Below are 12,363 nucleotides of genomic sequence, written 5' to 3' on the forward strand. Positions count from 1 at the left end.
GCCTTTTGACAGGAAAGAACTGCTCGCCCGGTTGAACGTCGGGTTGCGAACCATCAACCTGCAGAAAAGTGTTGCAGAACAAGCCCGCCAGAAAACCGTTATTGAAATGGCAGTTGCCGTGGCACACGAAATCGCCAATCCGCTTGCGACGGCGTTTTTGCTACAACAGCGGCTTGCCAAGAATTCGATTGTGCGGGAGAATCAGACCGTAAAAGAGGATCTTGAACTCATCGGCAAACAACTGCAACGTATCGAATCTCTCGTCCGCAAAGCGCAGTCAATTGAGACGGTTGTTTCCGTGCCCTATGCGCGTGACCTGACGATGATCGACCTTCATCACAGCAAAGGTCAGGAGGAGAAGCCGCAACCCTAAGGCGGCATCTTTCAGCAATTCTTGCACAGATTTTGGTTCGGGGGGCTCCACGCCCCCTTTTTTCGTTTTTTTAGCAGCCGACCATTAGCTGTTACCTGATTTCGTTTAATATAATAGGAGGGTGTGTTACGACTCCGCGGAAAACAAGGAATAGCGCCGCCTCCAACAAGATCATTGTAGATGGGCTGAAAACCGGCCGAAGGGATGCGTGCGCCTTGCTTGCCGATGCGTTCCAGAACAAGCTTCTACATGAGGCCGTGAACGTTTTCGGATTGAATGTTCAAGATTCCGAGGAATTGGTCAGCGATGTGTTGGTTTCGGTTGTGACTAAAATTCATTCGTTCGAATTCAAGCGGCATGATTCGGATTTCAACGGCTGGGTGATCAGGATTTTCCGGAACAGAGTGAGGGATTATGTGCGGCAGCGTGCGGCGGCGGCGGAGAGTTTCGTTGAGTTTATTGATGACCCGCTCACTAATGGAGAGGGCTGTTCGCCTCAAGAGAAGGAACTGGCCAACTATATCGTCCGCCAATATGAGCATGCAAACAGGGATGCAGTTGACGGTTGCAACGGAGGTATTTCATCAAAGCTCATGGCAATAGCCGATGCGCTCGACCGGCTGGAATCGTGGGAGCGGGTTTTGCTCCGATGCAGGGCGCTTGATATTTCGTATGAAGAAATTGCCGGTTACACGAGAAAGCCCGTGGCGCATTTGAAGGTGTACCACGCACGCGTGAAAAAGAAGTTTATCAAACTCCTTGCGGAGTACTATCCTGAACTGGAACATCATGAAACATGACAAGATTGACCGCCTGATCCGGTTGGCTTGGCTGGAAGGGTGGATAACAACGCACGGAGCATACGAGAAAACGGTAGTTCACAGGCAGGCGTCAGAATCCGTTTCCCCGCAGGCTCGCAACGCGCTTATAGCGAGGCTTGAATCGGCACTTACGGCAACTCCGAAGCCAGTCCCGTTGACTATCGGCACAATGCTGCAAAGTCTGCGAGCCGAACACTCTCTAAAGTCCGGAGAAATTTTTTCCAGGATCGGCTTAACGCTGAATGTCTATCGCCTGATGGAGCATGACGCAATTTCGCCGCTCAAGATTCCTGTCGAAGTGTGGAAAAGGGTGATGACGCTTCTCGAGATTTCGGCTGATGAGTTGGAACAGATGATCCGGAGAACGCATCAGCTTGTTTTCTTTCGTCCTTCCGTCAGACACGTTCTTGCCCGGTACAAAACAGGTAAGCGAAAAACCGGAAAATCCGTTTCGCTCGAACAAGGTTTATCTGAAATGTTTGCCAAGGCAAAGCTCGAAATTCCACCAGAGGAAAACGAGAAGTTAAGTAACCTGTTGACGGCAATCAGAGAACAAGACAAGTTACCTCGTAAGTAATTGTGATTTATTAACTTCCGGCAAATGCCCTCTCCCTCATCAACGAGGAAAAGCGCCGCTGCAGCACAGGCGTTGCTTTCAAGGCTCGCTCGCGATCTGCATCCTCCGATTGATGTCGAACGGCTCGCCAGCATGCTCGGATTTCAGATTGTCACGATACAGTCGGTTCGGGATGAACTCTCCGGGCTCGTCAGCCCGAAGCACAAGATCATTGGAGTAAATGCCAATCATCATCATCGGCGTCAGCGCTTCACGCTTGCGCACGAACTCGGACACATCATTCTCAACCATCCTCCCGAAAGCCGTTGCTCACTTCACGAGATCGCCGAACTCAACCGCGAGGCGGATGCATTCGCGTCCGAGCTTCTCGTTCCGACTCAACTTCTGAAACCACTCCTTGCCTCCCGGACATACTCGCCTTCAACCCTCTCACGCCTGTTTGACGTAAGCGAAGAGGCGATGATTCTCAGGCTCAAAACGCTCGTCGAATACCCTCGCTGACGAAACCGGTGAAATCCGGTCGTTTTGAGGGATTGTTACCTGTTTTCGTTTATATGAGTAGAGGGCCGAAAGCCAATCTCAAACAAAACAAAAAACAACAACCGCTTGGAGGTATGCCATGACAAACACAAACGCAATCTACTCGACGATGGTCAAGTCCGGAAAGACGACTTACTTCATCGACCTGAAGGAGGCGAAGAACGGGAACAAGTATCTTTCGATTTCCGAGACCCGGATGGATGGCGAAGAGAAGAAGCGCAACACTGTTCGTGTGTTCGGCGAAACGATGGAGCAGTTCCGCAAGGCCATCGAAGAGGCGTCGGCTGCGGCGGTCCAGGCGTAATTGTCTTTCGCGCACAAGCGTGGGCAATCCGGTGGGGGATTGCCCTTTCGTTTGACTGCCGCGTTCAGGAATAGTATATTGCATCCAGACCTTAATTACCCACGGAGGTTTCGATGAGTACAGATGAACTGAAGACCTTGTTGCATGAGAGCATTGACACGATTGACGATGTTGAATTGTTGGAAGGGCTGCGTCAGATCATTGAGGCAAGCAAGAATGATGATGAAATTGTCATTCCCGATTGGCAAAAAAGGATATTAGATGAGAGCGAGGAACAAGTGGCTCGCGGAGAGTTCAAGACGCACGAGGAAGTATTCAAATCAATCGACAAATGGCTCAGGAAATAGTCTGGACAAGAAGAGCGGAAGATGATCTAAACAGTATACTGAGCTACTGGATTGAAAGGAACGGAAGTGACACCTACAGCAACAGATCAGGGATGCAGTGTACAGACTCGTTCACAATGTTTCGTTGCTTCCAACAATTGGAAAACGTGTGGCGGGGAGAAGCGAACGGTGTATTATCTGGAAGCATTTCTTCATTTTCTACTCCATAATCGAAGGCGGAATTAGGATTATCCACATCTGGGATAGCCGCCGAAACCCAGCCGATATGCAAAGACCCTGATCCCTGACCCTTTCTTGCCCTTTTAGCATCTTATCAGCAGAATCTTAATATCCACGAAAGGAGCAAGAACACAACAATGGAACATCTAACCAAAGAAACCTTCCTCAAGAAAGTCTTCGACTACGAAAACAACAAGGAATGGAAATTTTCGGGTGAACTACCTGCAATCATCGACTTCTACGCCGATTGGTGCGGTCCTTGCAAAATGGTAGCGCCCGTGCTTGAGGGTCTTTCGAAGGAATATGCCGGGAAGGTCAACATTTACAAAGTCAATACGGAAAAGGAACAGGAACTTGCGTCGGTGTTTGGTATTCGAAGCATTCCTTCCATTCTTTTTGTTCCGAAGGAAGGAAAGCCGCAAATGGCAATGGGCGCATTGCCGAAAGAGGCGTTTGTTGAGGCAATCAACACCGTTCTTATGGCTCCTGCCGTTTCGGAGAATTGAACGGGAACAGAAGTTCCCGTATATTGAGCCCGTAACGAACAACTGAAGGGAACACCATGAACGAGAATATGATTCAGCAACGCGTCATCAGCACCGCTGAGGCCGAGGAATTGCAGCGCGCATTTCTCGTAAAAGTGTACGGCTGGATGATGGCCGGATTGCTGATTACGGGTGCAGCCAGCATGTTGACTCTAAACACGCCCGGTTTGCTTGAACTGTTGTTCTCGAGCCGCTGGGTTGTGCTCGGTTTGTTTCTCGTACAAATCGGGCTTGTGGGGTGGCTTTCCGTGCGACTCGAAAAAATGAGCGCCGCAACCGCAACAACAATCTTCGTTGGTTACGCCGCCCTTACCGGTTTGACCCTCTCCATCATATTCCTCATGTACACCGCGGAGTCGCTTGCCGGCACGTTCATGGTTACGGCAGGGACGTTCGGCGTGATGAGTGCATATGGCTACTTCACGAAACGCGACCTCAGCGGACTCGGCAGCTTCCTGATGATGGGGTTGATCGGGATGATTCTCGCTTCGGTTGTCAATATCTTTCTCGGCAACTCGACCGTCTACTGGATTACGACGTACATCGGTATTCTGATTTTCGTCGGTTTGACTGCCTACGACACGCAGAAGATCAAGGCAATGGGGCTTTCCGCAACGATGGGCTCCGAGGCCGAGCAAAAGGGGGCGATTATGGGAGCGTTGAAGTTGTATCTCGATTTCATCAACCTGTTCCTGTTGCTGCTCAGAGTGATGGGGAAACGAAGATAGATCACACAGTGGATACTAAGAATATTCTCAAAGCCGGCCAGCTTGTGGTCGGCTTTGTCTTTTTGTTGGAGAGATGAATGGTTGAAACCTTGCTGATTGTTTCGACGGTACTGCTGATTCTCGTCCTTGTTCTGGTTCTCGTCGTGTTGCTGAGAAAACCGAAGGATGAGGTTTTCGTCGAGCTTGAAAAGGAGCTTGCCCTTCTTCAGGAAAACGCCGAGCGGCTTGAACGTTCATTGCGGGAGGAATTCTCGCGTAGCAGGAACGAGACATCCGGCAATCTCTCACAACAACGGCAGGAACTGACAACAACTCTTTCATCCGTTTCCGAAGGCGTGCGGAGTGAATTGGATAAGATTCGGGAGACTGTTGAAGGGCGTCTGGAGCTGATGCGCGCCACGGTCGACGATAAGTTGCACAAAACACTCGAGCAACGATTAGGCGAATCATTCAGACACGTCAGCGAGCGGTTGGAGCTTGTTCATAAAGGATTGGGGGAGATGCAGACCCTCGCCTCGGGGGTTGGTGATTTGCGCAAAGTGTTGACGAACGTGAAGACACGAGGGACGTGGGGCGAGATTCAGTTGGGAAATCTCCTCGAACAACTCCTCACACCCGACCAATACGCCAAAAACGTTGCCACCAAACCCGGCAGCAATGACCGTGTTGAGTTTGCCGTGAAACTGCCCGGCAGGGAAAAGGAGGATGAACCCGTTTGGCTCCCCCTCGATGCAAAATTCCCCCAGGAGGATTACCACCGACTTGTAGATGCGGCGGAGCAGGCAAACGCAGCGCTCGTTGATGAATCCGGCAAATTGCTCGAAGCCCGTATCAAGAAAGAAGCGAACACCATCAAAGAAAAATATCTCGCACCGCCGCACACAACGGATTTCGCAATCCTCTTTCTCCCCACCGAAGGCCTGTATGCTGAAGTAACACGCAGGGCCGGCTTGCTGGAAACGTTGCAGCGTGAAAGCAGAGTCACTGTTATGGGCCCGACAACAGTGGCGGCATTTCTCAACAGCTTACAGATGGGATTCCGGACACTGGCGATTGAGCGGCGCTCAAGCGAAGTCTGGTCATTGCTTGGCACCGTGAAGACTGAATTCTCACGCTTCGGAGAGATTCTGGAGAAGACTCAGAAAAAGCTTCACGAAGTAAGCAACACGATTGATGCAGCTTCGCGCCAATCACGCGCCATCGAGCGGAAGCTGAAGGATGTTCAACAACTGCCGCCCACTGATTCCGCTGCGTTGCTTCCAGAAATCGGCCAGCCGGATGAACCGGAGAGTTGAAGCTTGCATCACTTTTCTCTATCTTTGCCTTAGGGTTTTCAATCTTTTTTGGAGGAACTGTGAAACGAACTATTCTTACTCTCGCCCTTTCATTCTCGACTCTGGTGCTTGCCGGTTGCGGCGGCTCAGGCAAGACTGTCACGCGTGTTGAACCTGACAAGGCAATTGACCTGAGCGGCGATTGGAACGACACGGATTCGCGCCTCGTGGCGGAAGAAATGATCAAAGATGCTCTGACCCGGCCGTGGCTCACCAACTTCCAGACTGGAAAACAGAAGGAGCCGAACGTCATTGTCGGTACGGTAAAAAACCGCACGAGCGAACATATAGCAACAACGGCGTTCATCAAGAACTTGGAGCGGGAATTGCTCAACTCCGGCAGAGTGAGTTTTGTCGCCAACAAGGAGGAGCGGCAGGAAATACGCGACGAGCGCTCGGATCAGCAAGAGTTCTCCACCGCCGAATCGATGAAGAGATTCCAGCAGGAGACGGGTGCCGACTTCATGTTGCGGGGGGACATTACCAGCATTATTGACAGGGAGGGAGGCGAGTCGGTGAAGTTCTACCAGGTGAATCTCGAACTCGTGAACATCGAAACCAACCAAAAAGTGTGGATCGGAGAAAAGAAGATTAAGAAGCTTGTCTCTCAAAGCGGAAGCAAATTCTGACCTGCCTCATGAGAGTTTGCTTGAGAGTACGATTGTACCGACAACAAGCGCTGTGGCTGGTCACGGCGCTTTCTTTTTTTCTGGGCGGATGTTCAGGAACTGAAGCGCTTCGCCGTGAAGTTGACGCCAACATCGCCCGCGGTAACTACAAGCAGGCGGCTCAACTCATCCAGAAGAATGAAAATCTCTACGGTGAAAAGAACGAGGTTATGTACAATCTCGATCTCGGCTTGTTGTATCACTATCTCGGCGAGCCGGATTCAAGCAACACGTATTTCTTTCGTGCGGAACAGAAAATTGACGAACTCTTCACAAAAAGCATATCCCAGCAAGTGTTATCGTTTATCCTGAACGATAATATCATTCCGTATGACGGCGAAGATTTTGAGAAGGTGATGGTGAACGTCTTTCTCGCCCTCAACTTTGCCCAAAAGGGGGATCTTGACGCGGCTCTTGTGGAAGCCCGCAAGGTCGATATCAAACTGCGCGAGTATGCCCGGCAGTATGACGGGAAGAATACGTATCAGGAAGATGCGTTCATCCGCTACATCACGGGGGCGCTGTACGAATCATCAGGCGAAGTGAACGACGCCTTCATTGCCTACCGCAACGCCTATCGAGCTTTCGAACAGTACCGGCAGCATTACGGAGTACATGCCCCCGGTTTTGTGCTTGATGACATTGTGCGAACCGCGACCCTGATGGACTTTGTCGAAGAACGTGAAGAGTTCGAGCAGCTTGGCGGCAAGCCCTACGACCGGACGAAGAGACGTGAGGAGGGGTCAATCCTCGTTATTGCTTATGTGGGTCACGCGCCGAAGAAAGAACAAGTCCGGCCCTCCGTATCCATCCCTGATACGGCGGGAATTATCCACACATTTCAAATTGCGTTGCCGAAGTTTGTTCCGCGGTATTTTGGCGGGAGGGAATACAGTGTTGAAGCTGTGTCGGCGACAGATTCGCTTTCCGCAGTGCCGGAGGTTGCACAGGACATAACTGCAATAGCAAGCAAGGCGCTTGACGAACGTCTCGCGATGATTTACCTGAAAAGCGGAGGCAGAGCCGTGCTGAAGTTTCTGGCCGCTGAGAAGGCTAAGTCAGAGTTGAAGAAAAACGAAAGCAAACTCGCCAACATTTTCGGGAGCGTCGCTATTGATTTGCTGATCGGCGCTACGGAACAGGCGGATACGCGTTCGTGGCAGACTCTTCCGGCACAAATTCATCTTGCCCGCATACAATCAAAACCCGGAGAGTATACACTCCGGGTAAAATCAAGTGACGGGCTATTTGCGGTTCGGGATCTTTCGGTGAGTGTCCGGTCCGGACGGACGTCGTTTGTTATCGTGGATGATGTCCGTTAGTTGATAGCGAACCCGTGCGCCTCTTTCTGCTGCTCGACACGCTTCTGGAGGCTGCCGATGAAGTAGAGAAAGCCGGGCATCGGCATCGCTTTATCCAGCTTGAAGTCGATCGAGGGATTCTCGACTTCAACAATGTCGCGCAACTCGCGATAGCCTGAGTTCCAGGCAAAGAGGATGTTTTTCAGCCGCTCGTTTGCCCGGACGCTCTTGTACAGATTAATGCCGTTCATTCTCGGCATGCTGATATCCGAAATAACAAGGTCGATGGCTTCCCTGTCAAGCACATCAAGTGCTGCCTCACCATCCGTGGCAATAACGATATCATACGAATGCAGGCGCAATACTTCGGCCATCAGATTGATGTACACGGGGTCGTTGTCAACAAGCAGAATCTTCACTTCACAATTTCCTTTATTTGTAGCGGCGTGGTTGTATTCTGCAAAAAGTGATGCAAGATCAATACCACTTGAAATCCTGCTCAGAATCCCCCATCGGGGCACATTACGGGGGCGGAATGTCCTGAAGGCATGTAGTTTCTTCAAACGGTAATGAAGGTTCTGCTGATGGAATTTCCCTCAAATTCAGTTATCTTTCAAACACTATCTCACACATCCCCAACTCTTTTCGATCTTGACCGGCAATGAACACAACAGCTCCGCTTGATGACGTTTATCGTGTGATGTACAACGACCATCATGACCCGTTCCAAGTGCTGGGTCCGCATACAATGCAATTAGACGGGAAACCATGTCTCGTCATTCGGGCGTTTCTTCCGGATGCTGAGGGTGTTTCCGTTGTCTTTCCTGCCCGAAAAAAATCGCCTGTAGGAAGAAAGGGGAGCACATCCACAAGAACGGCCATCCCGCAGGAAGAAGAATACCCGATGGTGAAACTCCATCCCAACGGCTTTTTCGAAGTTGTGATTCAAAACCAGAAGGACGTTTTTCAATACCAGTTGCGCAAAACCACTCTTTCGGGGAGTATTGAGACGTTTCATGATTCCTATTCATTCATGCCGACGCTTACCGATTTCGACATCTATCTCTTCAATGCTGGCGATAATCATAAGATATACGAGAAGTTAGGCGCGCACTACGCCGAGGTGAACGGAGTTGGCGGAGTCCAGTTTGCGGTGTGGGCGCCGGCAGCACGAAGCGTCAGCGTTATCGGTGATTTCAACAGGTGGGACCGTCGGTTTCACGCGATGCGTGTGTTAGGCTCGTCGGGGATATGGGAGATCTTCATTCCGGGACTTCCCGAGGGTTCGTTGTACAAGTTCCACGTAAAGACGCAGCAGGGTTTTGTACTCGACAAAACAGATCCCTACGGCACCGAAATGGAACTCCGCCCCCGAACCGCCGCAAAAGTGAACTTCCTTCAGGGATATCAGTGGAATGATCAGGATTGGATGGAGAAACGCTCAAAGGAAGACATTTCCTCGAAACCTGTTTCGATTTATGAGGTTCACCTTGCCTCGTGGAAACTCGGCGAAAATAATGACTGGCTTACGTACCATGAACTCGCCGAGCAGCTTGTCGAGTATGTCAAAAAATGCGGCTATACGCACATTGAACTCATGCCTGTCAGTGAATATCCGTACGACGGATCGTGGGGTTATCAGGTTACTGGGTACTATGCGCCGACAAGCCGTTTCGGAACGCCGCAGGAGTTCATGCATTTTGTCGACTATTGCCATCAGAACGGGATAGGCGTCTTGCTCGACTGGGTTCCGGCACATTTTCCGAAGGATATTCATGCGCTTGCCTTGTTCGACGGAACGCATGTGTACGAACACGCAGACCCTCGCAAAGGCGAGCATATGGACTGGGGAACGTACATCTTCAACTACGGCCGGAGTGAAGTGAAGAACTTTTTGACCGGCAATGCGCTGTTCTGGCTCGAGAAGTATCACATTGACGGACTGCGTATTGATGCCGTTGCTTCGATGCTGTATCTCGATTATTCCCGCAAGGAAGGAGAATGGATTCCCAACCAGTACGGGGGCAGGGAAAACATCGAGGCAATTGAGTTTCTCAAACATCTCAACGGCGTTGTTCATCACTATCATCCCGGTGTGCTCACAATAGCGGAAGAATCGACGTCATTTCCGGGAGTTACGCACCCGCTCGATCAGCACGGCCTCGGTTTCGATCTGAAATGGAATATGGGCTGGATGCACGACATGCTCGAGTACTTTTCGAAGGATCCGATTTATCGCTCCCACCATCACGATAAGCTCACGTTTGCCGCATGGTATGCGTGGAGTGAACGGTTCCTTCTTCCCCTCTCACACGATGAAGTAGTGCATGGCAAGCGTTCCCTTCTCGACAAAATGCCCGGCGACGTGTGGCAGAAATTTGCCAATCTACGCCTGCTCTACTCGCTGATGTATGCCTTTCCGGGCAAGAAACTCCTGTTCATGGGGGGAGAATTTGCCCAATGGACGGAGTGGAATTTCGAAAGACAGTTGGATTGGGCATTGCACGATTTTGAATACCATCAAGGCGTGTTCCGGCTTGTGCAGGATTTGAACTCGATCTACAAACAACAGGCTGCTTTGTACGAGGAGGATTTCGCTCATACCGGTTTTGAGTGGATTGATTTTTCAGACAGGGCGAACAGCATTATTTCGTTCGAGCGCAAATCACAAGAGGCCCGCGAAACAGTGATAGCGGCATTCAACTTCACCCCTGTGCCGCGCAACGGATTCCGTGTCGGAGTCAGGCACGAGGGAGCATACCGTGAACTTCTGAATACCGATGCTTCCGTTTATGGCGGAAGCAATGTCGGGAATTCGGGAGAAGTTCTTTCCGAGCCGATCCCATGGAACGGCCGCGATCATTCCGTACTACTCAACCTTCCACCCCTCGGGGCATTGTACCTCAAAAAGAAGTAAATAGCCTGAATTTCTTGCTATTTTGCAGGAAATAGTGGATTCTTACACCCTCTCAAAAAAAACGAACAAATCGGAACTTCATCCCCGAATAGGTTGTTGGAAATGCGCTCACATATCGACAACTCTGGATTGATGAAAAAAATAGCAATTATAGGATCAGGCTTCGGAGGTTTGGCAGAAGCAATCCGTCTGCAAAGCCGCGGCTACGATGTAACGATTTTTGAAAAACGTGAGAAAGTTGGAGGGCGCGCATACCAGCTTGTAAAGAACGGCTACACATTCGACATGGGGCCGTCGCTGATTACGGCGCCGTTCATCATCGAGCGGGTGTTTGAAGCGGCGGGCAAGCGGATGGAGGATTACATCGAGCTTCAGTCGCTCGACCCGTTCTATCGCATCTATTTCCACGATAAGTCTTACATGGACTATTCGGGCGATGCGGAAATAATGAAAAAGGAAATGGCAAAGTTCAATCCGGCTGACGCTGCCAACTACGACAGGTTTTTCGAAGACGTCAAACCTATCTACGATGCAGTAATAACCGAAGGGCTTGGTTCAACGCCATTTCTTACGTGGAAGTCGTTTCTGAACTTCGTCCCCCGGGCGTTATCGCTCGGAGGGCTGACCCCGGTGTATTCGTTTGCTTCAAAATACTTCAAAGACGAGCGGAACAGGTTTGCGTTTTCTTTTCATCCGTTGTTTATCGGTGGATCGCCGTTTCGTGCTCCGAGCATTTACATTATGATTCCGTATCTGGAAAAAACAGCCGGCGTGTGGTACGCAAAAGGCGGAATGTACAGTCTTGTCAAGGCTTTCGAGCAAGTCTTCCTCGAATCGGGCGGGACCATCCGAACCAACGCCGAAGTCAGCGAGATAGTTGTCGACAATGGCAGTACTACAGGCGTTGTTGCTAACGGCGAATTTCATGCGGCTGATGCCGTCATTGCCAACGGCGATGTTCCCTTCACGTACAAGAATCTCATCAAACCGCAACATCGAAAGAAATGGTCGGACGCATCTGTTGACAGGTTGCATATCACGATGAGTTGCTTCCTGCTGTACATCGGCACGAAAAAACAGTATCCGCAATTGAAGCATCACACACTCATTTTAAGTCAGCGTTACAAGGAACTCGTCAGGGATATTTTTGAAAGAAAGATTCTTGCGGATGATTTTTCGATCTACCTTCATGTGCCCAGCCGTTCGGACGCATCAATGGCACCGCTCGGCTGCGAAAGCATGTATTTGCTGGTTCCGGTACCGCATCTCGGCAGCGGGGTTGACTGGCATAAGCAAGCCGGTCCGTTCAAGGAACGCATTCTGAATTTCCTCGAAAACGATTTCGGGATGACTGACCTTCGGGCGAACATCGAGGTACTGGAGATGTTCACGCCGCTTGACTTCGAAGCACAACTGAATTCGCATTTAGGAAACGCATTTGCCATTGAGCCGCGCTTGACGCAGAGTGCGTTGTTCCGTCCGCATAACCGCAGCGAGGATATCGAGCGGCTCTATTTTGTCGGAGCCGGAACGCATCCGGGCGGCGGAGTGCCGGGTGTCCTGCTTTCGGCCGAGGCGACCGAGAAATGTGTGCTGCAGGATCTGGCTGAGTATGTGACGCCGCAACGGGATGTCGTACCTCAACAACAGGAAGCCGCATAGCAATGAACACTTTGAGACTCTTATCAG

14 protein-coding genes are annotated in these 12,363 nt (G+C 50.7%); 13 read left to right on the forward strand and 1 reads right to left on the reverse strand.

Features of this window, described 5'->3' with window-relative positions; translation table 11 throughout:
• From KF749_01860 to KF749_01910, 11 genes are all read left to right on the forward strand, one after another.
• The coding region (locus KF749_01860) for a hypothetical protein (protein ID MBX2989892.1) at positions 1-373 on the forward strand (373 nt) is incomplete at its 5' end.
• Positions 374-588: 215 nt separating this feature from the next.
• On the forward strand, positions 589-1,173 hold the full coding sequence (locus tag KF749_01865; GenBank protein MBX2989893.1) for a sigma-70 family RNA polymerase sigma factor: 585 nt from the start codon (positions 589-591) through the stop codon (positions 1,171-1,173).
• Positions 1,163-1,771, forward strand: a complete 609-nt coding sequence (locus KF749_01870) for a hypothetical protein (GenBank protein MBX2989894.1) — start codon at positions 1,163-1,165, stop codon at positions 1,769-1,771. The genes KF749_01865 and KF749_01870 overlap by 11 nt, the downstream gene beginning before the upstream one ends.
• A gap of 24 nt (positions 1,772-1,795) precedes the next feature.
• Entirely contained in the window at positions 1,796-2,272 is a 477-nt protein-coding gene (locus KF749_01875) for an ImmA/IrrE family metallo-endopeptidase (GenBank protein MBX2989895.1), read from the forward strand.
• A gap of 118 nt (positions 2,273-2,390) precedes the next feature.
• Positions 2,391-2,615, forward strand: coding sequence for a DUF3276 family protein (locus KF749_01880; GenBank protein MBX2989896.1), 225 nt, complete (start codon positions 2,391-2,393; stop codon positions 2,613-2,615).
• Between the two features lie 113 nt (positions 2,616-2,728).
• Positions 2,729-2,962: a hypothetical protein gene (locus KF749_01885; GenBank protein ID MBX2989897.1), complete on the forward strand. Its 234-nt coding sequence runs from the start codon at positions 2,729-2,731 to the stop codon at positions 2,960-2,962.
• A gap of 356 nt (positions 2,963-3,318) precedes the next feature.
• Positions 3,319-3,687 (forward strand): thioredoxin, encoded by a 369-nt coding sequence (gene trxA / locus KF749_01890; protein MBX2989898.1) that lies wholly within the window; start codon positions 3,319-3,321, stop codon positions 3,685-3,687.
• A gap of 56 nt (positions 3,688-3,743) precedes the next feature.
• On the forward strand, positions 3,744-4,454 hold the full coding sequence (locus tag KF749_01895; protein ID MBX2989899.1) for a Bax inhibitor-1/YccA family protein: 711 nt from the start codon (positions 3,744-3,746) through the stop codon (positions 4,452-4,454).
• A 77-nt stretch (positions 4,455-4,531) separates the two neighbouring features.
• The gene (gene rmuC, locus KF749_01900) at positions 4,532-5,749 is read left to right on the forward strand and encodes a DNA recombination protein RmuC (protein ID MBX2989900.1); all 1,218 of its coding nucleotides are present in this window, start codon (positions 4,532-4,534) and stop codon (positions 5,747-5,749) included.
• Positions 5,750-5,808: 59 nt separating this feature from the next.
• Entirely contained in the window at positions 5,809-6,417 is a 609-nt protein-coding gene (locus tag KF749_01905; GenBank protein MBX2989901.1) for a penicillin-binding protein activator LpoB, read from the forward strand.
• A gap of 20 nt (positions 6,418-6,437) precedes the next feature.
• Complete coding sequence (locus KF749_01910) at positions 6,438-7,778, forward strand: hypothetical protein (GenBank protein MBX2989902.1); 1,341 nt, start codon at positions 6,438-6,440, stop codon at positions 7,776-7,778.
• Here KF749_01910 and KF749_01915 read toward each other — a convergent pair.
• Complete coding sequence (locus KF749_01915; GenBank protein MBX2989903.1) at positions 7,775-8,320, reverse strand: response regulator; 546 nt, start codon at positions 8,318-8,320, stop codon at positions 7,775-7,777. The two genes, KF749_01910 and KF749_01915, sit on opposite strands and share 4 nt — an antisense overlap.
• A 98-nt stretch (positions 8,321-8,418) precedes the next feature.
• On the opposite strand from KF749_01915, the gene glgB reads away from it, so the two are divergent.
• Together glgB and crtI are read left to right on the forward strand one after the other, a co-directional pair.
• Positions 8,419-10,674 (forward strand): 1,4-alpha-glucan branching protein GlgB, encoded by a 2,256-nt coding sequence (gene glgB / locus KF749_01920; GenBank protein MBX2989904.1) that lies wholly within the window; start codon positions 8,419-8,421, stop codon positions 10,672-10,674.
• A gap of 129 nt (positions 10,675-10,803) precedes the next feature.
• Positions 10,804-12,336: a phytoene desaturase gene (crtI, locus tag KF749_01925; protein MBX2989905.1), complete on the forward strand. Its 1,533-nt coding sequence runs from the start codon at positions 10,804-10,806 to the stop codon at positions 12,334-12,336.
• The last annotated feature ends 27 nt before the right edge of the window (positions 12,337-12,363 follow it).

The organism is Bacteroidota bacterium (genome assembly GCA_019637975.1).
Classification (GTDB): Bacteria; Bacteroidota; Ignavibacteria; order UBA10030; family UBA6906; genus CAADGV01.

What these genes read in the sequence shown, in the direction of transcription:
- KF749_01870 (MBX2989894.1), top strand. Translation starts at nt 1,163, where the DNA reads ATGAAACATGACAAGATTGACCGCCTGATCCGGTTGGCTTGGCTGGAA.
- KF749_01875 (MBX2989895.1), top strand. Translation starts at nt 1,796, where the DNA reads ATGCCCTCTCCCTCATCAACGAGGAAAAGCGCCGCTGCAGCACAGGCG.
- KF749_01880 (MBX2989896.1), top strand. Translation starts at nt 2,391, where the DNA reads ATGACAAACACAAACGCAATCTACTCGACGATGGTCAAGTCCGGAAAG.
- KF749_01885 (MBX2989897.1), top strand. Translation starts at nt 2,729, where the DNA reads ATGAGTACAGATGAACTGAAGACCTTGTTGCATGAGAGCATTGACACG.
- trxA (MBX2989898.1), top strand. Translation starts at nt 3,319, where the DNA reads ATGGAACATCTAACCAAAGAAACCTTCCTCAAGAAAGTCTTCGACTAC.
- KF749_01895 (MBX2989899.1), top strand. Translation starts at nt 3,744, where the DNA reads ATGAACGAGAATATGATTCAGCAACGCGTCATCAGCACCGCTGAGGCC.
- rmuC (MBX2989900.1), top strand. Translation starts at nt 4,532, where the DNA reads ATGGTTGAAACCTTGCTGATTGTTTCGACGGTACTGCTGATTCTCGTC.
- glgB (MBX2989904.1), top strand. Translation starts at nt 8,419, where the DNA reads ATGAACACAACAGCTCCGCTTGATGACGTTTATCGTGTGATGTACAAC.